Source organism: Psychrobacillus sp. NPDC096623 (genome assembly GCF_044762655.1).
Classification (GTDB): domain Bacteria; phylum Bacillota; class Bacilli; order Bacillales_A; family Planococcaceae; genus Psychrobacillus.
On record NZ_JBIWER010000006.1, the window covers coordinates 47,089 to 68,863 of the forward strand.

20 protein-coding genes are annotated in these 21,775 nt (G+C 36.5%); 3 read left to right on the forward strand and 17 right to left on the reverse strand.

What is annotated here, in order from left to right:
* Positions 1 to 15: 15 nt before the first annotated feature.
* From ACIQX2_RS15390 to ACIQX2_RS15435, 10 genes are all read right to left on the reverse strand, one after another.
* Complete coding sequence (locus tag ACIQX2_RS15390; RefSeq protein ID WP_402852749.1) at positions 16 to 840, reverse strand: PRD domain-containing protein; 825 nt, start codon at positions 838 to 840, stop codon at positions 16 to 18.
* A gap of 36 nt (positions 841 to 876) precedes the next feature.
* Positions 877 to 1,359 carry a PTS sugar transporter subunit IIA gene (locus ACIQX2_RS15395; RefSeq protein WP_402852268.1) on the reverse strand — a complete coding sequence of 161 codons (483 nt, stop codon included), beginning with the start codon at positions 1,357 to 1,359 and terminating at the stop codon, positions 877 to 879.
* A gap of 197 nt (positions 1,360 to 1,556) precedes the next feature.
* Positions 1,557 to 3,785, reverse strand: a complete 2,229-nt coding sequence (locus tag ACIQX2_RS15400; protein ID WP_402852270.1) for a YcdB/YcdC domain-containing protein — start codon at positions 3,783 to 3,785, stop codon at positions 1,557 to 1,559.
* 342 nt (positions 3,786 to 4,127) lie between these two features.
* The gene (locus tag ACIQX2_RS15405; protein ID WP_402852273.1) at positions 4,128 to 4,427 is read right to left on the reverse strand and encodes a DUF1292 domain-containing protein; all 300 of its coding nucleotides are present in this window, start codon (positions 4,425 to 4,427) and stop codon (positions 4,128 to 4,130) included.
* A gap of 62 nt (positions 4,428 to 4,489) precedes the next feature.
* Entirely contained in the window at positions 4,490 to 4,768 is a 279-nt protein-coding gene (locus tag ACIQX2_RS15410; RefSeq protein ID WP_402852752.1) for a DUF1292 domain-containing protein, read from the reverse strand.
* 114 nt (positions 4,769 to 4,882) lie between these two features.
* Positions 4,883 to 5,437, reverse strand: coding sequence for a maltose acetyltransferase domain-containing protein (locus tag ACIQX2_RS15415; protein WP_402852275.1), 555 nt, complete (start codon positions 5,435 to 5,437; stop codon positions 4,883 to 4,885).
* Between the two features lie 26 nt (positions 5,438 to 5,463).
* Positions 5,464 to 6,006, reverse strand: coding sequence for a D-glycero-alpha-D-manno-heptose-1,7-bisphosphate 7-phosphatase (locus ACIQX2_RS15420; protein ID WP_402852278.1), 543 nt, complete (start codon positions 6,004 to 6,006; stop codon positions 5,464 to 5,466).
* A 135-nt stretch (positions 6,007 to 6,141) separates the two neighbouring features.
* Complete coding sequence (locus tag ACIQX2_RS15425) at positions 6,142 to 6,606, reverse strand: hypothetical protein (protein WP_402852281.1); 465 nt, start codon at positions 6,604 to 6,606, stop codon at positions 6,142 to 6,144.
* Positions 6,607 to 6,843: 237 nt separating this feature from the next.
* Positions 6,844 to 7,308, reverse strand: coding sequence for an SRPBCC family protein (locus ACIQX2_RS15430; protein WP_402852283.1), 465 nt, complete (start codon positions 7,306 to 7,308; stop codon positions 6,844 to 6,846).
* Between the two features lie 63 nt (positions 7,309 to 7,371).
* Complete coding sequence (locus tag ACIQX2_RS15435) at positions 7,372 to 8,082, reverse strand: nucleotidyltransferase domain-containing protein (protein WP_402852286.1); 711 nt, start codon at positions 8,080 to 8,082, stop codon at positions 7,372 to 7,374.
* A 248-nt stretch (positions 8,083 to 8,330) separates the two neighbouring features.
* On the opposite strand from ACIQX2_RS15435, the gene ACIQX2_RS15440 reads away from it, so the two are divergent.
* The 3 genes from ACIQX2_RS15440 (at position 8,331) to ACIQX2_RS15450 (ending at position 12,596) form a co-directional block, all read left to right on the forward strand.
* Positions 8,331 to 9,281: a DUF1672 family protein gene (locus ACIQX2_RS15440; RefSeq protein ID WP_402852288.1), complete on the forward strand. Its 951-nt coding sequence runs from the start codon at positions 8,331 to 8,333 to the stop codon at positions 9,279 to 9,281.
* A gap of 270 nt (positions 9,282 to 9,551) precedes the next feature.
* The gene (locus tag ACIQX2_RS15445) at positions 9,552 to 10,502 is read left to right on the forward strand and encodes a DUF1672 family protein (protein WP_402852291.1); all 951 of its coding nucleotides are present in this window, start codon (positions 9,552 to 9,554) and stop codon (positions 10,500 to 10,502) included.
* A 12-nt stretch (positions 10,503 to 10,514) separates the two neighbouring features.
* Positions 10,515 to 12,596 carry an SA1320 family protein gene (locus tag ACIQX2_RS15450; RefSeq protein ID WP_402852294.1) on the forward strand — a complete coding sequence of 694 codons (2,082 nt, stop codon included), beginning with the start codon at positions 10,515 to 10,517 and terminating at the stop codon, positions 12,594 to 12,596.
* A gap of 39 nt (positions 12,597 to 12,635) precedes the next feature.
* Here ACIQX2_RS15450 and ACIQX2_RS15455 read toward each other — a convergent pair whose 3' ends face one another.
* The 7 genes from ACIQX2_RS15455 to ACIQX2_RS15485 form a co-directional block, all read right to left on the reverse strand.
* Positions 12,636 to 12,812, reverse strand: coding sequence for a hypothetical protein (locus tag ACIQX2_RS15455; RefSeq protein ID WP_175454073.1), 177 nt, complete (start codon positions 12,810 to 12,812; stop codon positions 12,636 to 12,638).
* A gap of 89 nt (positions 12,813 to 12,901) precedes the next feature.
* Entirely contained in the window at positions 12,902 to 14,806 is a 1,905-nt protein-coding gene (locus ACIQX2_RS15460; RefSeq protein ID WP_402852297.1) for an endonuclease MutS2, read from the reverse strand.
* Positions 14,807 to 15,271: 465 nt separating this feature from the next.
* Positions 15,272 to 16,336, reverse strand: coding sequence for a D-xylose ABC transporter substrate-binding protein (gene xylF, locus ACIQX2_RS15465; protein ID WP_402852300.1), 1,065 nt, complete (start codon positions 16,334 to 16,336; stop codon positions 15,272 to 15,274).
* A 12-nt stretch (positions 16,337 to 16,348) separates the two neighbouring features.
* On the reverse strand, positions 16,349 to 17,896 hold the full coding sequence (locus ACIQX2_RS15470) for a response regulator (RefSeq protein ID WP_402852302.1): 1,548 nt from the start codon (positions 17,894 to 17,896) through the stop codon (positions 16,349 to 16,351).
* Complete coding sequence (locus ACIQX2_RS15475) at positions 17,871 to 19,334, reverse strand: sensor histidine kinase (protein WP_402852305.1); 1,464 nt, start codon at positions 19,332 to 19,334, stop codon at positions 17,871 to 17,873. Before ACIQX2_RS15475 ends, ACIQX2_RS15470 begins: the two co-directional genes overlap by 26 nt.
* Positions 19,331 to 20,311 (reverse strand): substrate-binding domain-containing protein, encoded by a 981-nt coding sequence (locus ACIQX2_RS15480; protein ID WP_402852308.1) that lies wholly within the window; start codon positions 20,309 to 20,311, stop codon positions 19,331 to 19,333. The genes ACIQX2_RS15475 and ACIQX2_RS15480 overlap by 4 nt, the downstream gene beginning before the upstream one ends.
* 283 nt (positions 20,312 to 20,594) lie before the next feature.
* Entirely contained in the window at positions 20,595 to 21,770 is a 1,176-nt protein-coding gene (locus tag ACIQX2_RS15485; protein ID WP_402852311.1) for a sugar ABC transporter permease, read from the reverse strand.
* Positions 21,771 to 21,775 lie beyond the last annotated feature (5 nt).

Below are 21,775 nucleotides of genomic sequence, written 5' to 3' on the forward strand. Positions count from 1 at the left end.
TAAAATAATGCCAACTTACGAAACTTGCTTTCTTAAACGTTCAATATGCAGTGCGATATAGCCTAACTCTTCTTCTGGAAACTCAATTCCATGCGCTTCCTTCAGTTCTTTTGCTAGTTGGGTTGCGCAGCTATAGCCTACCGGAAATTTTTTTCTAATCATCACAAGCATTTCTTCATCCATCATGTGAAGCTCAGACTGATTTAACCTTGTTAGCGCAAAACGCAAATGGGTTATTAATCGATGATAGGAAATATCATCTTCCTCAATCTCAATGTTCAAATACTGTTTAACCGATAAAACCATGCTCTTGATCAAATTCGTTTGCCTTATCGTTTGATGTAAATCCCCCCCTTGAATTTTCATCGTATGTATGTGAAGCGCTATGTAAGCCGCTTCATCAACAGGCATTTCTACCTGACACGTATTATTTATATGCTGGACTGCCCAAAGACCGATTTCAAACTCCGCTCTATATAGAACGCGAATCTCATGGAGAAGCCTGTTGTTTAGATTAATACTATCCTTAGCTCGTTCAATAGCAAAAGAAATATGATCAGTTAAAGCAATATGAATATGCTCATTTAATCTAGTATTTAAATACGTCTCTGCGTAGGTGATTATTTCCTCTGAGATCGTAAAATGCTCTTCAGGAATGCGACTTAATAGCTGCACTAGCTTGTCATTTTCTTGCATGACAAAAATCTTTTCAATTTTTGAACCAATGATTATATCATTTCGTTTCTTTTGAAAAGCTATGCCCGAGCCAATTGCTATTTTCTCACGTCCATCTTGTAAAACAATCACAGCGTTATTATTAAGTATCTTTGTGATTTTAATGAAAGCCAGCTCCTTTCACATGCTTCACGCCTGTACTTACTTTTGGGAAACCGTCATTACTAACGTTTCACCTGCAGCACTAGTTGTGGCATCCGCGTATTCTACAGCTCTCTCTGTACTATTCGTAATTATGATTGGCGTGATAATACTCGGAACTTTATCTTTAATAAGCTCCCATTCTACTTCCATCAGCTTTTGTCCAACAGAAACCTTATCGCCTTCGTTTACAAACACAGAAAACCCTTCACCCTTAAGTGCGACAGTTTCCAACCCAACGTGAATGAGGACCTCGGTTTCATCCTTTGCACGAATACCAATAGCATGCTTTGTTTTGGAAATTAGCACGACCGTTCCATCGATTGGCGCAACTACATCTCCTCCGACAGGCATGATAGCTACTCCCTCACCCATCATTTTTTGACTGAAGACTGGATCTGGAACTTGTTCTAAAGAAACCACTTGACCATTTAACGGTGCGAATACTTGTACGTTATTTTTTTTCTTAAATTTAGCAAACATTTGTTAAACTCCTTTGAGTAAAATATATTAAATTATCCGATCGATAAGAACATAAAAAGGCATGGGGCAAAGGAAAAGAATAATAATATTCTCTCTCGTTTTACCACCATGCCTGCAAAGTTCAGTAACATGTGACCAATATGTGTATTTATAATCAGATAATACCATTAAAGCCTACAAAATGCAATGCAAATTTATTAGTAAGGAAACGACCTTCCTTTTTCTGAAATTTTGTGTGCAAGTCGAATAGTTGAAACTGCTAACTCTGCATAAGAAACTTCTTTTTTAGGATTGAATGCCCCGTGATCCACCTCTAATAATTCTAATGCGTTAGCTAAAGCAACATACCCTACTAGTTCCTGTTGTACTTTATCCGCGTCTGAAAATGGAAGTTTATAAATAGTAGATTGCTTTGCTGCCTGGTCGAGTCCTAATGCACGTATATACCAAACTGCTAGCTGTTCTTTACTAATTGGTTCATCTATTGCAAAGTTCTTCGTATCAGGTATTATAATACCCATTTCAACTGCCCGCTCTACAGATTGGTATAACGGATGCTTTGGACCGATATTGTCGAATGATTGTTTGTTATTTTCTTGTTCCGGATAATAGTAATCTGCATACATATATGTTAGAGATTTCATTAGAACTTGGAGGGCTTCCCCTTTCGCAATAGCAGCATCACCGTTAAACTTCTTTGGATCCTTTACGTCAAGAATTTTAGCATTTATAAAATAGTTAAGTTCTTCCTCTGCCCAAGGATGTGACACAACAGTTGGATTACTGTTTCCATCTAAAGCCATCCACTCACCAGTTAGAGCGTTTAAAGTATTGTAAGATCTATCGTTATATAAAGGAGAATAGACAAGCTCATAGTGAGTATTATCTGGTTTATAGTTGGCCTTCATATAATTGAGTTTTAAACTTAATGAATTCCCGATAATTTCCTTCGCCTTTTTTTCAGCAATTGCTTTTGTTGGTGATGGCCAATTTGCCACCTCTTGATAATTCACATAAAGATTATTTAACGAGCCATCCTTTGCAACTCCTACACTAATATGATCGCCCGAAACAATTATGCCATTTACCACTCTCGGGAAATTAAACATGTAAGTTCCTTGTATTTCGTCTACATATGCCGCTTCCGTTGGCTTTGCATAGTGATGTAAATAAGATGGAGCCCAATTTTTCATATGTTCAATCGCTTTTTCAAGCGCTTTTTTTTCTGAAATAGGCTTCGCTTCGCTCGGCTTCTTTCCTAGCTGTTCTAGAATTTGATTCTTCATATTATAGTACTGAGTGATTTCGCCTGTTTTTTTATTTATTTCTAGGTTTGCTCCTAAACCACCATTTGGAATGCTATACATATATTGAACACTAATAACTTGCTGCCCATTATAATTTTTTGTTTCACTAATTGAATCGATACTTAATTTAACGTTCTTTATATCGATCTTCAGTAGTTTCTCTACCTTTTTCTTTACCTCTTCTACAGTAGTCCCAGCCACATTCTTTGACGGCAAAGGTTTTGAAGTAAGCATAGTGAGGCTCGTTTTCTTAGGGAAATTCGCAGAGTAACCATTCAAAGTTAAATATTTTCCAGTCGACGCATGAACACCAAGTAAACTTGGTGTCGGCTGATAAATGAGACGTACTAGTCGTTCACCAGTTTGATAGTCCGTTTCGATTTGGTATTGCTTTTCTACATATAGATTTTCTTTCACTTTTTTTAGGATAGCATCCTTCGCTTTTACTTGTTTTACATCATCAAAGGTATATGCTTTGTTAGCTTCTGAATTTTTATAAAAACCAACGATTTCACCGTCCCCTAAAACAGAGACTTCTATGCGTTGATCAGCAATGGGAACTTTGTTTTTCAAACGACTGTAAGAAAATGAATATCGAATTGGCTCCGTTAGTAATTGAGTTGGATAATAGCCATAAGAATCTGTTTCTAATTGGTACTCTCCGCCATCCAAATATTTTTTCATAAAAGCTCCTGCAATTTTCTGTGCATCCGCTTTGGAAACTTTAGCAGGAAAAAGAGCATCCTTTACATTTGCCGGTTGATAATAGAAGTTTTCTATTTGTAAATCCTTCCCTACAAATGAAACATTCCCATATAATTGTTTTCCATTGATTGTTTTTGTGAAGTATAAATCATAACGCATTGTTTCCTCACCAGGATAATAATATCCACCATTCATTTGAAAATCAGCTTTTGCTAAAAAGTCAAATTGCTTCGGAAAAAATTCCCGAAACTTCTTGATTAGGTCATCTTTCGTGAACACATTTTCTGTGGATGCAGCTTGAATTTGCACAGGTGGTTGTTCGTTTAAAGTCGTTGTTGCATTAACGTTCGTTGAAAAGAGTCCAAGTGATAATGCAGAAGCTCCTAGTATTATACCAACATGTTTTAAACCCATAAAATCTCTCCTTCATTTGCAGTCTTTGAATTCTATGATTGCAGATGAAAGAAAATGCCAATTATTTTATAGTAAATCTTACTGAAGTATATAGAAATGAAATCCAATTTTGATTTTCGCTGCGGCCGGACGCTTTCCGTGGGCACGGCTCGAGCCTATAGTCTCTCCCTCGTGCTGTCCCACTGGAGTCGCCGACCTGCGCTACAATCAACATAATCAACCTTTTATATAACTTATAAAAATCGATATTAAGTAATTCGTATTTTAAATTTACTCAGTGATTGTTCTATTGAAAAAGCACAGTACCTTTTGTGTAGGTACCATGCTCCAGTTTAGAAGTTATTATCTTTTTTTCTGTTTAGTAAAGTTATTTTTCTCTAGCTTGATATAGGCTGCAGACACATTCTCAAACTCTTCTTCACTTTCCATCATGACAAAGCTATTGTCATCTGCTACTTTGAAAAAGAAAATACCTATATCTTCTTCTGAGTCTTGCTGTATATCTTCTATAAAACTAACTGCAACATATTCTTTATCCTCAACAAGCAAATAACCTAAAACTTTCATTTCCTGTTCTTGGTCATTTTCATCTAATACCTTGAATGTCCCGCCAACTTCCAGTTTATCATCATTTTGTAACATTCCCTTTTCCTCCTACCTTTAAATTGAAAAAAAGAGGAATCATCCTCTCATTCTCAAATTACCTATTCTGCATCTTCTTCTGCTTCTTCCGCTTCCAGAAATGCTGCTGATACTTTTTCAAATTCTTCATCTGTTTCTATTTCCGCTAAGTCTTCTCCCTCAATAACTTGGAAAAAGAATACGTCCATGTCTTCGTCTGTTTCCTCTTGCGTATCCTCTGCGAATGCAACTGCTGCATACTCTTTATCTTCAATTGTTAAAAGCCCGATTACTTCGATTTCTTGCTCACGATCATCTTCATCTAATACTGTTAGGATTTCTCCCACTTCAATGCTTCCCATTTTTTCTTCCATTCAAAATTCCTCCTTTTATTTAATAGTATTATTCATAGTTCCCTGCTTATTCAAATCATCTCATATTCGTTAGCCTATAGCAAAATCCTACCTATAATATGATTATATTTCTTTTATTACCCTAGCTGGATTTCCACCAACCATTACATTATCTGGGATATCCTTTATAACGATTGCTCCCGAAGCTACCACTACATTGTTCCCTATTTTCACGCCAGGATTAATCACAGCTCGGCCACCTATCCAGACATTGTGCCCGATATGTATAGGCTTACCATACTCTGTACCTGCTATTCTTTCTTGTGCATTTAATGGATGCGTCGCAGTATATAAATGAACACCAGGAGCGATAAAGCAGTTATCCCCAATTCTGATCTCACATACATCTAGAAATACGCAGTCAAAATTAGCATAAAAATTTTCACCTACATGAATGTTGTACCCATAATCACAACGAAAAGTTGGTTCCACATAAAAAGCACCATTTGTGGAGCCAAACAGTTCATGTATCAGATTTGTACGTTTATCGTCTTCTGTTTCGAGTGTTTGATTATACAATCTCGTTAACCGCCTTGCATTCATTCTTCCCTCAAATAATTCAGGATCAGCTGGATTATATAGTTCCCCAATTAACATCTTCTCTTTTTCTGATTTCATACAATTTCCCCCTTATTAGGAATAGCTTAATTATCATATAAACTTGTTTTGGCATCTTTTAATATCCAATCCGCTGCGCTTAATAAATCTGGAAAAACAGCATCCGCTAAAGGATCGCTTTTACCTAAGAAAACTCCCTTAGTACCTGCTCTCTTCCCCGCAATAATATCTGTGTCGGTATCACCTACCATATAGGATTTAGACAAATCAATATTATATTTTTTCCCAAGATCTACGATTAATTTACTGTTTGGCTTACGACAGGCACAGCCGGATTTTGGCTTATGAGGACAGTACACCACTTCATGAATGGTGGCATCTTCCTTTTTTAATGTTGCAATCATATGGTCATGGATTTTTTGCAGTTGGGATTCCTTCATAAATCCCAAACCAACTCCTCCTTGATTAGTAACGACAAAAATATGATCGAAAAATACATTCAACTTCTTTATGGCTTCGGGGACACCTTGTAAAAAGTAAAGTTCCTCAGGCTTGTTCACAAATTTAACTCGTTCAGTTAATACCTCATTAATCACACCATCGCGGTCCAAGAATACAGCAGTCTTCATGTTCAACACACCTTTGTTTAAGATTTATCTACTCTCATTTAGTTGTTCCCCGAACCCGCTTTATTTATTTTCTTCTTCCTCTGATTAACAATCTATTGCTTACTTCTACATATCTCTAATTATCCCTGCAAGTTCTTATTTTATTTCTACAACAAATGTATAAGATACTTCCCCATTTGACCATTCAGCAAGCACTTCGTATACATATTTTCCAGCACTTTCTGGTGCTTCAATTTGATTGTTACTTACTGAAACCTCTTGTTGCCTTCCGTTATCATCCCACAGATAAACAGTTATTGTTGGTTCATCTTCTAAATGTATAAGAATGCTCTCACTCTGACCGATTGGAATTGCATCAAAGTTTTCCGCAATTTGATCAGGTGAAGCTGCATCCGTTTCTACAACTTCTGTCTCCATCCCTTGTTTTCTTTCCCATTTGAAATTCCCCATCGCCAAATCATATTGTTTCCGATTGACTTCAATTGTTCCTTTCATAGTAGGTGGGAATTCATTTTCGTTTTCTTTATTATTCGACTCGGATGAACAAGCTGTCATTACGAGCAATATACCTATCAAAATTACTGCTAAAAGTCTTTTCATAAGATAGCCTCCCTTTATAAAAGTTAGACTACAAATACCAAATAATGTTACATCTTTTTACCCAAAAAATTGAAAACCAACATCCGCTGATTTTCAACTCCATTTTTACTTCATATAATTCTAAACTAATTCATAACATCGTTCCTTTGTCAGCTCTGCTTGTAGACTTACGTATGACAGAGCCTCCATAGTTCCGTCCTTTGTGGATAGGTGTTTTTGCAACACACTAGGTTTCATTTAATGCAGCATTCTATTTTGTTCCGCTATTTTCTTAAGTTCAATCGATCGGGATATTATAAACTCCCTCATATATCTTTCTAAATATAATTTATCTGCTAGTACTCCTAAAACGCCAAAAGGAGACTTATATTCAAATGTATCAATCATTAATGTTCCCTCAGCTACTTCTAAAAAATCATGTGTATGACTAAACGAGTGAAAAGCGCCATTTACCATTATATCTTTGAATTGATTTGGCCTTTCCATCTGTACTATTTTAGCAGTAAGTCTTTGTCGAATACCGAAATGTGTTGCTTCCCAAGTGACTGTATCACCTTCCTCTAGTAAACCTGTCGTCACTCCTCCTACTGCTTTTTCATTTGTTTTAGTTGTTGTTTTTGTATGTACTTCTACGTTTCTGGCGAGATCAAAACAAATTTCTATCGGAGCATTTATGATTTGTTTATACACAATTTTGGGCAACTACTAACCCCCTTGTTTTAAAGTCAGTTATGAACTTATAAGTTTTGTAGACAGCCTCTATATTCAATTTTTCCCTAACGAAAAACCTTCTAGCAATCGCCCTCCAAAAGGCTTCATTACTATCTCGACTAAATGGATTATTTTGTCCTTTTCACCAGTTTTGTAGTAAGTATCAAATGCTTCGACAAATTGAGTGGTGAAGTCTTCATCAAATGCCTTCAACGAGCGGACAACCCATTTAGAAATACCTATCCAACGTTGGTTGGTTCTTAGAACAAATTCACTTAAAAGTTCTGCTAAAGTGTTTGCTATGAATATTTCTTCGGCTCTATTCGAACAACCTACAAAATCATCTAGCATATCCGTAAGAAAATACCGTTTTACTTGTATAGTTTCTTCTGACCATTTTTCTGGTCCTTCCTTTAACAGTTCAGCTGCTTCTTTTTTAATAGCTTCTATTAATCCATCATTCTTTAAAATGATTCCCTCTGACACCATTCTAGGCAGGGAAGGTCTAGCACGTTCTCGATCACTCTCAAAAAAAGCCTTATAGGAACTTCCATTATGTACAAACGCTTCAATTGGCCAGTCGAATTCTAGAAATGACTCCCTATAAGAAGACGGAACTGACTCATCAAAAATCACAATGTCTAAGTCAGAGGTATCCGTTGCTTCTCCTCGAACAACGCTCCCTGCTAACAAAGCACCGTTACAACTCGGAAAATATTTTTTTATAAATTTTTGGGCTGCCTCAATTGGATTATTTTTGTTCATGTATACCATCCCCTTCTTTTAATAATTTCTATATTAATGAAGAAATACCTTTATCATTTTAGGAGAAGAATTTTGAGGCTATAACAAAAGTCCCGATTTTAAAATTAATGGTCAAACCTTTTCTCTTGTTTTTTATACATTTCAAACGAAACTTATAGTTTTGTTTTCATATTTCTTTGGGTACTAATACAATTAGTTAAAATAGGATATTTGGGTAAGTATTAACATCCATCTTAGGGGGATTTTATATGCGAACTAACAATAAAATTTTGGCACTTAGTTTAGGTATTACTGTAATGTTAACGGGATGTAATATGGTACCTAATAATACAAAAAGTACTGAAGCGAAAACTGGAACAGAAGTACACCCGGGCGAAAATCAAGAAATTGCTATGAACACAGAAAACCTAGTTAGTGTTCAAGACTATAACGGAGAAGGCTACGCGTTAAGAGATGGTGAAGAAACCGATAAGATTGCGGAAGCCAACCGAGAGGATATTGAAGTTGCGGTTAAAAAATTCTTTAGTGAAAAATATAAAACTGAAGTAATTGTGCATAATTTAGTTGGTGCTGTGGACGGTGTATCGGTATTTGTAGAATCGTTAGGCGAACCACATTTTCACGCTTTTGCAATAGTTCCTATTGATGTGAAAAGTAAAACAGTGAATACAGATGGTGTATGGTCCCAAGAAGGTCAAGTAGAAAACGCCCTATCAGGTGGCTTGTATGCAATGGCATATGAAAAAGAAATGGCTACCTTAGATAGCTTTGTAAATAACATAGCTAAAGAGTACCCTGTTGTTGGTAAAACCAAAGAGGCAGTAGATAAGACAGATTCTGGTTACTCCACTCCTTTTTATTATTTAAACTTTTTTACAGATGTTTTCGGTCAACTTAACTCTATGTATTTAGAAAACCAAAATTTAAGCAAGGAACAGCTTAGAAGCTTTCTAGATGAAAATAAATTTGAGACTGAAGCTGTAAAAATTACGATAAATCTATTTATGAAAGAATCGAATGTAGATCCAGATAAAGAAATATATTCAAAAATAGTTTCTGAAATCGAAGGCATGGAAGGTTTACCCAGAGGTGCTTATACTCTCCTATTACACGATAATTTAATTAACAGTAAATACGGTAGTGGATCAAAAAACAATAGTATAGAAGAAACTACGATTAATGAAATTATTAAAGAATAGTTTTATTGCTACAGCTTTAATCAATTGAGAATTTGATATTTCACCATACTTTGGTCACTATTATTGTTTAATACAGTTATTTATTCTCGTCCATTATAATTCAAAAGCCCTTAATAATTATCGAAAATTCGTACCCTTTCACCTGTTTTTGAAAAATTCAAACAAAATTCATTAGTTTTGTTTTCATATCTCTATAAGATTTAATACAATTAGTAAAAATAGGATATTTATATTAAAAGGTTTTAACATCCACGTGAGGAGGATCTTCATATGCATAGGAACGAAAAAGTCTTGGCATTTGGTTTAGGCATAACAGTTTTGTTAGGAGGATGTAATATGGGGACGGATAATGTAAAAAATAAAGAAACGGGAACTGAAACAGTAGCACAAGCAGGTGAAGAACAAGAAATTTCTATGAATACAGAAAATCTAGTTAGTGTACAAGATTATAACGGAGAAGGCTATGCATTACGTAATGGCGAAGAAACGGATAAAATCGCTGAGGACAATCGCGAAGAAATAGAAGTTGCCGTAAAAAAATTCTTTAGGGAAAAATATAAAACTGAAGTAATTGTTCATAATTTAGTAGGTGCTGTGGACGGTGTATCGGTATTTGTAGAATCAGTAGGCGAACCACATTTTCACGCTTTTGCAATAGTACCAATTGATGTAGGTAGTAAGACTGTGAAAACGGATGGTGTATGGTCTCAAGAAGGACAAATTGAAGACTCAATTTCAAGTGGCTTATACGCAATGGCCTATGAGAAAGAAATGAAAAACTTAGATGATTTCGTAAATCAAGTAATAAAAGATTACCCAATTGTAGGTAAAAATATAGAAGCAGTAAATAATACTGATTCCAATTACTCTACTCCGTATTATTATATAAGTGTGTTCGATGATGTATTTGACGATCTAAATTCTATGTATTTTGAAAATCAAAAGATCAGCAAAGTAGAACTGCGTAGTATATTGGATGAAAGTAAATTTGAGCCCGAGGGGGTCAACATAACACTAAATTTATTTATGAAAGAAGCCAACACTGAGCCCGACGAAAAAGTTTACGACGAAATTTATGAAAAAATTAAAACTGCGGATGGTCTTCCAAGAGGCTCTTATGCTTTTATGTTAAACGATAACTTGATTAATAAGAAATATGGCACTGGTTCAAAATCGAATACACTAGACAAAAATGTACTAAGTCAGATTTTGAAAGAATAGGAGTTGAATGCATTGGCGACTACTACTAGATTTTCCAATAATACAAACGATAAAGATTTAGTTGAACTTGCTGGATATCATGCTTACCAGCATTATGTAAAATACGAGAAAATACAAGTTAATGATAAAAAGTTTAATGTAATAGATACCCTCTATGATTCTCCTTCAGGTCTAGATGCAGTAACCGTTCAAAATTTTGAAACAAAAGAAATTTCCGTTGTATTCGTCGGAAGTCAGCAATTAGACAAAGACTGGCTCGGTACTAATACAAAGCTAATTGGCACAGTTCCACCACAGCAAATTTTAGATGCCAAAGTATATTTTCAACAAATGAATAATAAATATGGAGAAATTTCTACTGTCACAGGAAATTCACTTGCTGGTGCTTTAACAAATGCAGTTGCGATCGATAATCCTCAAGTAAAAGCAGTGACGCTTAATCCTGCTATTCTTCCTCATGGGATGGTTGATCCTACTAAAGAGTATGCTAATATTACAAATTACTATAGTCAGTATGATTTCCTCACAGGGACGGAGGAATCGCTTGGTTTAGGCGCAAGAATTCCTGGAAACAAGTATGGTATAAATAATGGCGTTCCTCTATTTTCGATGCTTGGTTCTAATCACACGGGCTATGTAGAAGCGGATGAGAATGGTGAATTTAAAATTGAAGTAGGGATAAAAGGTCAACCTGGGCATGGATTTATCTATATTGGTGCAGATGATCATATCGTCACGAGCCTTTGGACTGGTTCCCCTTTATATGCTGGTCAAACAGAAAAAATTGTTTTAAACAAAGAAAATTTACTATTGCTATCAAACGGGATTCAAGATCAGGTAAAAGGTAGAATTACGAATGTACAAAACTATCTAAACAACTCCGTAAGTATTGTCTTAGATGAAAGTATGCAGTTTAGAACTCGCGTAACAGTCTTACAGCAAACCTTTCAAATGATGTTTGATGAAACTGCGGGAGATTCTTTATTCCACGGGATATCCAACACTGGTACGCTTATCAAAGGATGTATCGACCACTTAATTGCTCTATTAGATGCCGCTGAAGCTAAATGCAGAATACTAAACTCTATCTTAAACTCAAAGCCTGCAGAAATAATTGAATTTATCGCTTCCATAAATATTGATGTAGAAAGCCTATTTGCTCCTGCAAGAGACTATTTAAACCAGTTAAAAAATGACGTGGATAACTTAGTGAATGGTGCACAAAACATTATCCAAACATACATACCCGAGCTTTTTAAAGGTGGCAAGGACATGTTTGTAGATGCCGTTGTTGGTGAACTAAATGCGCATTACTCCATCGTTCACAAAAACAAAGAAGCAGTTTATAACCAATTAACCAACTATGAAAAACAAGTTAAAGATATAGCTACTTCCATGTTTAACAAGGACCAAAATCTGGGAAGCTCTATTCATTCTGGGACCTCTCTTGCAGACGGTGTAGATGCTATACAAAAGACGGAGATCATGAATATTGAAGATTCCCCATACTTAACAATAGGAATGAAAATAAAAGAACTACAAGTTAATCTAGCTCATCAACAATTCACCTCGTTAGTAACTACAATATTACAGCCAATCGTTGATAGAATTTTCCAGGTCGCTCTGTTTGTTGAAGCAGCATTATCTTCTATTATTATTAGAGTTAAAGCTGCCTTAAATGTAGGGTTATATGGTAATCCAGTTGGTTTATTAATTAGTCTATTTACAGATTACGAGCAAAAAATAAAAGCAACAGTTAATAGTGCTTTAGTCCCTTTAGAGGAGAGTAAAACAATTGCAGAAACTGTACGTATTGGAGCCGGTAGTATGTCAGGCAATATTCCTGAGATGCTTCAAAACTTTAAGCCTTATATAGATACAGCCATTTTCGAGCCTGGTAAGTTTGATGATGTAAGGCTCTATAATATTTCCACTTTAGCTATTTTAGACGAAATGGAATTGCTATTTAATGATATTATCTTTCAGTTATCGGATGAAAAAGCCAATGCTATCGAAGCAACACTAGAAGTATCCAAGAATGTATTAAGCAATCTACAGCTATTAAAGGAACAGGTTAATCGAGGTACACTTTAAGAAAAAAGGTGAGCTCCAATTGATCTCACCTTCCCTATACTAATTATTTTTTCGTTTGTTAGAGGGATTTTTATTAATATGATTCGTTACTTTATTTTTCGATATCTCCACAAACTCTTCTGAAAATTCCTCGTCAGGATTATTCGTAGGATTTTTGTATAGCTCATAACTATTGTGCGTTCGGACATTGATTGTCTTTTTATTGTTTTTACTCATGACTATTCACCTCCTAGAGTCTAATTTGCTCTAGCTAGAAGGTTTTATGCCTACTGTGTAAGTGTAATTCATAATCACTTACTCTCTTTCTATTCATCCGCTCTCTTTTTAATTTCCTTAGCTATTTTTCTTAAAGCTTTTTTGGACCCTCTTTCCATGTCATGGGTGAATTTCCTTTCCTCATAGCTTACAAACAATGTAGATAGATCATATCCTTCTGGGTATAAATCGGCTGCTTTTCCCTCTAACACTATTCTTTTAACATTCTGCTTTATTACTTCATTTTTGAAGAAAACAGACACATTATTCTGTTGATCCTTTTTCTCATACACGATACCAAAATCATCATATTCAAGTAATTTTACTCTGTCTCCTCTTTCGAAGCTGTACGTTTCTATTTGTGATTCCCTATGAGCAGTTGGTTTTTTAATCTTATTTTCTTTCACACGTTCTAAATCATATGTTTTGTTTTCCATATAATTTTGCGCTTTTTGCAGAACTTTCTCTTGAATATTCATTTTTTTAGAAATCCATAATGCATTGCTTTCCCCTGACTTTCCAATGAGAAGCTTATACATCGGCTCTAATGCATCACTATCAAACTGCATCGCTGCATTCATAAAGTCACTATGAATTTCTGAGTAGCGCTTTATCTCCCCATAGTGGGTTGTTGCGACAGTAATACAACCCATTTGATAAAACTCCTCCAGGATGGCAATAGCTAAAGCTGCTCCTTCATTTGGTTCTGTTCCACTTCCAATTTCATCAAAGAGAAGCAAAGTATTATTCGTCGATGCACCCATAATTTCCGAAATATTTTTCATATGGGATGAAAAAGTACTAAGAGAATTTTCGATGCTTTGATTGTCTCCGATATCGACAAATAGATTATCGAACACCGCTATTTCCGTTCCAACATCGGCAGCTATATGAAATCCGGACATAACAGCAAGCGTTAAAATGCCAATCGTCTTCAGCACTACTGTTTTTCCGCCCGCATTTGGTCCAGTAATGATCAAACTGCGATAATCCTTTCCAATTTCAAAATCTAGAGGTACGATATTGCCAGACAAAAGTGGATGCTTGCAATTTTTTAAATAGATATACCCATAATTGTTTAACTTCGGTTCAATACCATCTATGCTTTTACTAAATTTTGCCTTTGCAAAGATCATGTCATATTGAGCAATCAATTCAATATTAATATGAATTTGTCTAATTTCCTCTTGGATCATACCAGAAATAGTAGCTAAAATTTGATACTCTTCGATTGATTCTTCCGATTTAAGAATGGCAAGCTCTCCGTTAAATTTTGTGATTGTTGCTGGTTCGATAAATACCGTAGAACCTTTAGAGGATGCTTCAATAATAGTGCCCTGTACTTGATTTTTGTAAGAAGCTTTAATCGGGATAGTAAATCGATCATCTTTTTTACTAATAAAAAATTCCTGTATATATTCTTTGTTTGCGCTGCTTTTAAGAAATTTATTCAACCGTTCCTCAATCTTTTCTTCCGTTTTACCGATTTGATTTCGTATACGTTTTAACTCTCTGCTCGCTTCAGAATCCACCATATTTCCTCTAATAGAAGCATTAATCGTTTCTTCAATTGTCGTAAACTCCATCATAGAATAAGCATAAGAATGAAGAATAGGAGCAAAAAATTCTTTCCCTAACATGAATTTCTTAATTATCCTGCATCCTCTTAAAAAATCCGATATTGCTACTAACTCAGAGGGACCCAAAATCATCCCTTTTTCAAGTTTTTCCATTAAATGTCCAATATTAGTGATACCCTTTAACGGAAGATGGTTTTCTGCATCTAACAGTTTTCTTGCTTCGGTCGTCTCGTTTAGTCTATTTCCCACTACTTTACTGTTGGGACTTGGGTAAAGATTATCCAATAATTTCTTTCCTAAGCTGCTAACGCAGTAGGATTTTACTATCTCTTTTAGTTCGTCATATTGTAATTTTTCATAAGTCATCGTATTCATTTACTAACCTCCATTAAGAATAATAAAAAAATGCCCGCAAAGAAGTCTCCTACCACTCCATTTTTAAAAATGGATAGAAAGCTCCTGCGGGCATCTGCCATGTATTTTAGACATGGCATACAATCGTTCACAAAAAGAGGCGAAGAAAAAGAGCGTAGCAGGACAAATCCCACCACGCTCTTCGTCTTAACATTCATCATGTTAAACGAACTATGGAAAAGGAAGCAGTCTTCAGGTAGGTATCCACATTGAAAAACAATATGGAACAAGGCGTACGAAATAAGCTGGTTTAAAACCAGATTTTACACACCTTATTAAACTAATGAAAATTAGCTCATACCTACTTCAGACATACTTCACCACACCTTTTATTAGAATATTTACACTATAGCATCATTCATAATGAGAGTCAATTGTGAATTGTGCCAGGAAACTTCTAGATGCATAGAACTCGCATCCAAATATCTATTCACCCCCTTTTCCATATACTTCTTCTGCCGTATGAAACCCGTCCTTCATAACAGTGCTTTCGAGATTATCTATATTTACTGCAATTGGAGGTAACAACACCGAGGGCACTTCCTTTTTACCGTTATTGACATGCTCATTGGCTGTTACGATTTCTCCTTTTGCTAATGCTACTGCGATTTCTGCTACCTTTTGGGTAAGCATGTGTATAGGCTTATAGACCGTCATTGTTTGTGATCCCGCTACAATTCTTTGAACACCCGCAAGATCTGCATCCTGCCCTGCTACGGGTATTTGACTAGCTAAGCCATGATTCTTAAGTGCTTGAATTGCGCCACCTGCTGTAGCATCATTGGCAGCAATTACAGCATCAATCTGTCCATTTGTCGTACGAATAGCCTCGTCCATATTGGCCTGTGCATTTGCTGGAGTCCAATCTTTCGTCCACTGGTCATACACAACATGTATATCCCCACGCTCAATATATGGCTGCAACACCTTAAATACACCCTCCTTCAATAGATGGGCATTGTTGTCGGTGATGGCGCCTCCTATAAAAACATAATTCCCCTTCGGAACAAGAGCTGTAATTGCTTCTGCCTGCAGTTTACCAACCTGCTCATTATCAAAGGAAATATACATATCGAGCTCCGCATTTTTGACAAGTCGATCATAAGCAACAACTTGAATACCTGCAAGATGTGCTTTATGGACAATGGCTGCTGTAGCCGCAGCATTATGAGGAACAATTACCAACAGATCGATACCACTTTGGATGAGCGTTTCTGCTTGCGAAATCTGTAATGCATCATCTCCATTTGCAGCCACAATTTCTACTTCTGCTCCAAGGTCTTCTACAGCTTTTTTAAATAATTCACGGTCTTTTAACCAGCGCTCCTCCTGCAATGTATCCATCGAAAATCCAATCCGCACTGGCTCCTCCTCTTTGACAACAACTGGACTTTCCTCTGGCTTTACAGTTTCAGGTGTAGATGTGTCCGTACAAGCTAAAAGAACAAGGATTACTCCAAGTAGCCAAACGATTATGAGCTTCCTTTTCATCTGACCCCTCCTCTACACTTTTGCTTGTTTGCTCCATAACGTTTTCCGATAATCCTTCGGAGACACTCCACACATTTTCTTAAATACCTTACTAAAGTAATTAGGTTCATGGTACCCAATCTCAAAGGTAATTTCCTTTAAACTTTTCTCTGGGTCATTCAATAGCTTCTTTGCTTTATCAATGCGACATTCGGTTAAATAATCTATATAGTTTACGCCAAGCTTTTCCTTAAACATTTTACTAATATAAATAGGACTTAAGCTCACACGTTGAGCCAACGTATCCAACGAAATATCTTCATGCGAATGTTCTCGAATATACTGTTGAACTTGGTGTATTTTATCGGCTTCTATTTGATCGTAATGGGCATTATAGACAGAATTCATCTGGTCTAGCAATAACAGCGTCTCTGTTCGTAGCTGTCGATAATCATTTGCTTGGAAGGAGAAAAATAGAGTACTTACTTCCATACCCATTTCATCCATCACACGGTTTGCTACCCAAAGTAACTCAAGTATTCGCTGCTGCGTATAGATTAATGAATTTCCGACATTTTCATACTGCTGAATAATATCCAACAAACGTGTACGGATTGCCACCCAGTCTCCGAGCCGAATATGTTCAAAGAAATCCTTCTGTTGTTGCTTAATAAGCAGATTATCCGTTTCTATAGTAAGCGCTGGAACATCCATATAAAATCGGTATTTAACAGCTAAAGATGTATCCATCGTCGCAATAAGTGCTTCCTGATAAGACTGGCGTATGTCATCTAGTGTTTGACACACCTGACCAATCCCCACAAACCATTTAGATTCCTGCCCCTCTTTATTTAAAGATAAAATGGCTGTAGCTAAAGCTATCGCTTGGGAACGAAAGCTCCTCTTCGAATCTCGAAAAATAATAAGTGGTAGCTGTCTCCCGTTTAAAGCACCAACCCAAGCATCTCCAGTTGCCCTGACCCTCTCTTTAATTGGCAAATAATAATTTAGTGCACTTTCTGGCAAAACTACTACCATTACAAACTTTTCAAGTGTCGAACGAATATCTAGCATTTCGACGAGCATATCAATATGAACCTCATGCACATGGTCAAATAATAGCTGCGTGACTATATCAGTTTCTACTAGAGTATGTGCCTGCTCCCATTTTTCGCTTTGCAGCGTTCTAGATTTAGCTGCTTTTCGCTCCTTCTGGCATTCCTCTAGTACTTTACCAACAGTTAAAGCAATTTCACTAGCTTTACTTGGCTTCAATACATAATCCTTCACACCCAACTTGATGGCCTGCCTTGCATAATCAAACATGTCAAAGGCTGTTACCATAACAAATTTGATTGTAGGATGAGTTGCCTGAATTATTTCAATGGCCTCTAAACCAGTCATCCCGGGCATCATGATATCCATTAAAACTAAATCTGGCTGAAAACTATCTGCTAGGTCGATTGCCATCCGTCCATTTTTTGCTTGAGCAATTAAAACATGAGGAAATGCCTTTTGCAAAATGGCCTCCATTCCTTCACGTTCTATTGGTTCATCATCTACGATCAATAGTCTCATCACTTACCTCCTCCCTAGTTTCTGGGATTTGTATGATTACCTTCGTTCCAATACCCTCTTTACTGTCGATGGATATTAAATGATTTATACCAAAAAATAATTGAAGTCTTTTTACTACATTTTGAAAACCAATGCCAGTGGAGTGCCCTTCATTTGAATCAATCTGTCCGTTTAGTAAAAGCTCTATTTTTTCCTGTGCTATCCCTATTCCACTATCCTCTATCTCTACAACAATCCAACAACCATCTCTATAAATTCTAACTGAAATAGTACCTCCATTTTCTTCTGGTTCAATTGCATGAATAACAGCATTTTCGATAATCGGCTGAAGCGTAAGTCCCGGAATATTAACATGTAAGCAAGATTCATCTATGTTTGCTTTAAAATGTAACCGATCTGCAAATCGCGCTTTTTGTATTTCCATATATTGATACAGCACAAGTACTTCCTCATACAAAGTGACGGAACGATCAATTCGCTTTAAGTTATACCGTAGTAATCCAGCAACACTTACTAACAGATCACTTGTTTCCTCTGCACCATCTAAATAAGCCTTCTTGGATAAAGTATTCAATGTATTAAATAAAAAATGGGGATTAATCTGACTCTGTAAGCTCTTTAACTGGCTATCCTTCAACAATAGCTTACTTTGCTGAAGCTCATGTTCAAGCTGAGCTTTTTGTTGAATCTCCAATATTAAATCATTGATATTGATCCGCATTTCATCAAACGTTTGGGCTAGAAATGCAATCTCATCGTTCGATTCCACTTTAATTTTTTCATTGAAACGTCCCTGTGCTAACACATTGGCAGCCTTCGTTAGCTGATGAACTGGTCTTGTAATACTAAGTGAAAACCAATATGTAGCTAACAGCAATATAGCTGTGACTAAAAGGAGTATCCATATACCAAGCTTTTTTAACTCCACTGACTGTTGAATGATTTCTCGATAAAATCGATTATACGTTTTTAATTCTCGGTCGAGAATGGATAATGTCATTTCAGATATGTACATCGATATGCGATTCGCTTCGTTGAATTCAATTGTAGATCCCTCTAACTCCTGCTCCTCGGAAAACAGAATGGAGCGTTGTGTTGTCTCTACTAAACTATCGATTAAATGTATATAGTTCGTAACTGCAAATGCATTTTCTTCATTGCGGAGCTTTGCTACATCCTGTTGAACTTCTTCTATCGTTTGAATACTTTTCTCAATTTGAACTTTATGAGATTCCGTCGGATCCAGTAAATAATTATTTAAGTCGGTAATCATTTTCTGGCTCGCAATAGTTACTTCATTCATCCGTAAATACCGCTGTAAAATGGTATTCGTTTGTTCTTGGGTTTGCTGATTATAATAGGTCAGCATCATCCAAATAAATCCCATGATGAGTAGCACTACAGAAACGAGCAGCCAAATCTTGCGTTGAATGGTCGTCATTGTGCTTCACCATTCGATGTAAGCATATTCGTTTCGGTTAAATAACCATCCGAATTAAGCGGAACCGTCTTTCCCGAAATCCATTCCATGAGCCACTTCACACTTCCCTGACCCATCTCTTCAGGTTTCTGCTCTAATATACCATCGAGCTTTCCTTGCTCTAAGAGGACAGTTGATTCGACTCCATCATCAAAGGTATAAATATGGTACGGCTCCACCTGTGTTCGTCTGCCTATCTCCTGAATCATAGGTCCAGCATAATTTGCATTGACCGCGATAAACGCAGTGGCTCTAGGAGCTTCGTTCATAAGTTGTTGCGTTGTCGAAATTACCTGCTCGTTCGTACCCTCTGTTCCTCTAATAATTATATTAATCTCTGGATATTTATCGAGAACATTTTGTATTCCTGCTATACGCTCTTTTTGATAATATGCCTGCACTTCATCCCTCAAAATGATCACTTCCCCAGCCACACCCATTTCTTTTATGAGCTGATTGGCGACCATCTTTCCAGCAAAGAACTGATCGGAGCCGACATATGTTTTTCGCAGGCTTTCCTCTACTGGAACGTCGTTAGCGACTGTAATGACTGGTATTCCATAAAAAGCTGCTTTAATTTTTGTCAGTTCTTTAAATTCATCGGTATCTAGGCCTTGAACAATAATTCCATCTACTTTGGAATGAATCGCTATTTCCATCTTCTTTAAAAAATCATCCTCGTTATTTCCGTAGCTTCCCCAAACTTCAAGTTCCACATTTTCTATCTTAGCCTGCTGAATGGCACCTTTTCCGACTTTATTCCAAAAAGGGGTATCTAACTCTTGCGTAATTAGTACGATCCGAACAGAATCCTCCATTTCGGAAAGGGAAGCAGGTAATTCACTTGTAAATCGAAATGCCTTTGTTGCAGAAACGATTGTAAAATAACTCAGAACGATGATGAGCACAACTAGTAGTAGTACCAGTTTTCTCCGCATATACCTTCCCCTTTCCATAGCTTTGTTTCTTCCATCTTAACACCCGTATCGAAATTGACAATGCTATCTTTTGGTGCTTTCTATTGGTTAAATTACGGTTAAAATTATCCGTTTCGCAAGTATTTCACTCACGAGAGCAATTGTAAGCGAGTATTGTTAACTGCTCCGCAAGTAAGTAGACGGCAAGTGAGAGTATATGACAGACTTCCGAGAGTCCAAATAGTTTCCATATATAATACATGGCACCCCTATAAACAGGGTGCCACATATCAAAGCTATAGTATTAAGCGCGTTGCTTACGTGTCATTACATCGAAAATTACTGCTCCAGCCAAAACGCCTCCACGAATCATGTATTGGTAGGAAATACCAACCCCAAGCAGATTCATCCCACTCGATAAGGAAGCCATTACAATCGCACCAATAATTGCACCTGTTACTTTACCAACACCACCAGCTGAGGATACCCCTCCTACATAGGCAGCAGCAATTGCGTCAAGCTCAAATAGTGTACCTGCTGTAGTCGTTGCGGATTGGAGCCTAGAAGTAAATAGAATACCAGATAATGCAGCGAGCATTCCCATCGATCCAAATACGATATATGTAATCTTTTGTACGTTGATGCCACTTAAATGAGCAGCTTCGGGATTACTGCCGACCGCGTAAATGTGGCGACCAAGTACCGTTTTTGTCGATAGGAAATGATAGATAACTACTACTATAATCATAATTATTACTGTCCATGATAAACCGTTGTATCCCGCTAAAATCCATGTGATATATCCAATAATTACAGATATTAATACTAGCTTCGCAGTGAATAATCCATTAGACATAACCTCGAACCCATAAGTCATTTTGTTGCGTCGATTAGAGATTTCATTGTAAATAAATAAAAGAATCCCTACTAAGCCTACTAATAATGTTAATAGATGCAAGCCATTTATTTGCATTATAGAGGGGATAAATCCATTCCCGATCGCATTGAATTGGTCATCCTTAATAATAATTGTTCCTGTCTTCTCTGTAACCTGAAGTAATGCACCACGGAAAATGAGCATTCCTGCAAGAGTTGCTACAAAGGCTGGTATTCCAATTTTAGCAATTAATAAACCATTAACTAACCCTATTAATGCTCCAAAAATTAAAATGACTGGAACAGTAATCCAAACCGATACGCCCATTTGTGTTAAGAATATCGCGGCAATGGCACCAAGAAATCCTGCTAAAAACCCAACAGATAAATCTATATGGCGAATGACAATCACGAGCGTCATCCCTACTGCCAATACAGCGATATAACCTGCAGAATCCAATAAATTACTAATGTTTCGTGAAGACATAAATAAACCGTTCGTCATAATCGTAAACGTTAACATAATCACTATTAGCGCAATATACATTCCATAGTCTCGAATGTTGGCTTTGACGAGTGCTTTTGCTTCTCCAAAAAAGTTCATCATTA

Bases quoted from the DNA above. Each gene is read 5' to 3' on its own strand.
- ACIQX2_RS15395 (WP_402852268.1), bottom strand. From the start codon at position 1,359: ATGTTTGCTAAATTTAAGAAAAAAAATAACGTACAAGTATTCGCACCG.
- ACIQX2_RS15400 (WP_402852270.1), bottom strand. From the start codon at position 3,785: ATGGGTTTAAAACATGTTGGTATAATACTAGGAGCTTCTGCATTATCA.
- ACIQX2_RS15405 (WP_402852273.1), bottom strand. From the start codon at position 4,427: ATGTTACAAAATGATGATAAACTGGAAGTTGGCGGGACATTCAAGGTA.
- ACIQX2_RS15410 (WP_402852752.1), bottom strand. From the start codon at position 4,768: ATGGGAAGCATTGAAGTGGGAGAAATCCTAACAGTATTAGATGAAGAT.
- ACIQX2_RS15415 (WP_402852275.1), bottom strand. From the start codon at position 5,437: ATGAAATCAGAAAAAGAGAAGATGTTAATTGGGGAACTATATAATCCA.
- ACIQX2_RS15420 (WP_402852278.1), bottom strand. From the start codon at position 6,006: ATGAAGACTGCTGTATTCTTGGACCGCGATGGTGTGATTAATGAGGTA.
- ACIQX2_RS15425 (WP_402852281.1), bottom strand. From the start codon at position 6,606: ATGAAAAGACTTTTAGCAGTAATTTTGATAGGTATATTGCTCGTAATG.
- ACIQX2_RS15435 (WP_402852286.1), bottom strand. From the start codon at position 8,082: ATGAACAAAAATAATCCAATTGAGGCAGCCCAAAAATTTATAAAAAAA.
- ACIQX2_RS15440 (WP_402852288.1), top strand. From the start codon at position 8,331: ATGCGAACTAACAATAAAATTTTGGCACTTAGTTTAGGTATTACTGTA.
- ACIQX2_RS15445 (WP_402852291.1), top strand. From the start codon at position 9,552: ATGCATAGGAACGAAAAAGTCTTGGCATTTGGTTTAGGCATAACAGTT.
- ACIQX2_RS15455 (WP_175454073.1), bottom strand. From the start codon at position 12,812: ATGAGTAAAAACAATAAAAAGACAATCAATGTCCGAACGCACAATAGT.
- ACIQX2_RS15460 (WP_402852297.1), bottom strand. From the start codon at position 14,806: ATGAATACGATGACTTATGAAAAATTACAATATGACGAACTAAAAGAG.
- xylF (WP_402852300.1), bottom strand. From the start codon at position 16,336: ATGAAAAGGAAGCTCATAATCGTTTGGCTACTTGGAGTAATCCTTGTT.
- ACIQX2_RS15475 (WP_402852305.1), bottom strand. From the start codon at position 19,334: ATGACGACCATTCAACGCAAGATTTGGCTGCTCGTTTCTGTAGTGCTA.
- ACIQX2_RS15480 (WP_402852308.1), bottom strand. From the start codon at position 20,311: ATGCGGAGAAAACTGGTACTACTACTAGTTGTGCTCATCATCGTTCTG.
- ACIQX2_RS15485 (WP_402852311.1), bottom strand. From the start codon at position 21,770: ATGAACTTTTTTGGAGAAGCAAAAGCACTCGTCAAAGCCAACATTCGA.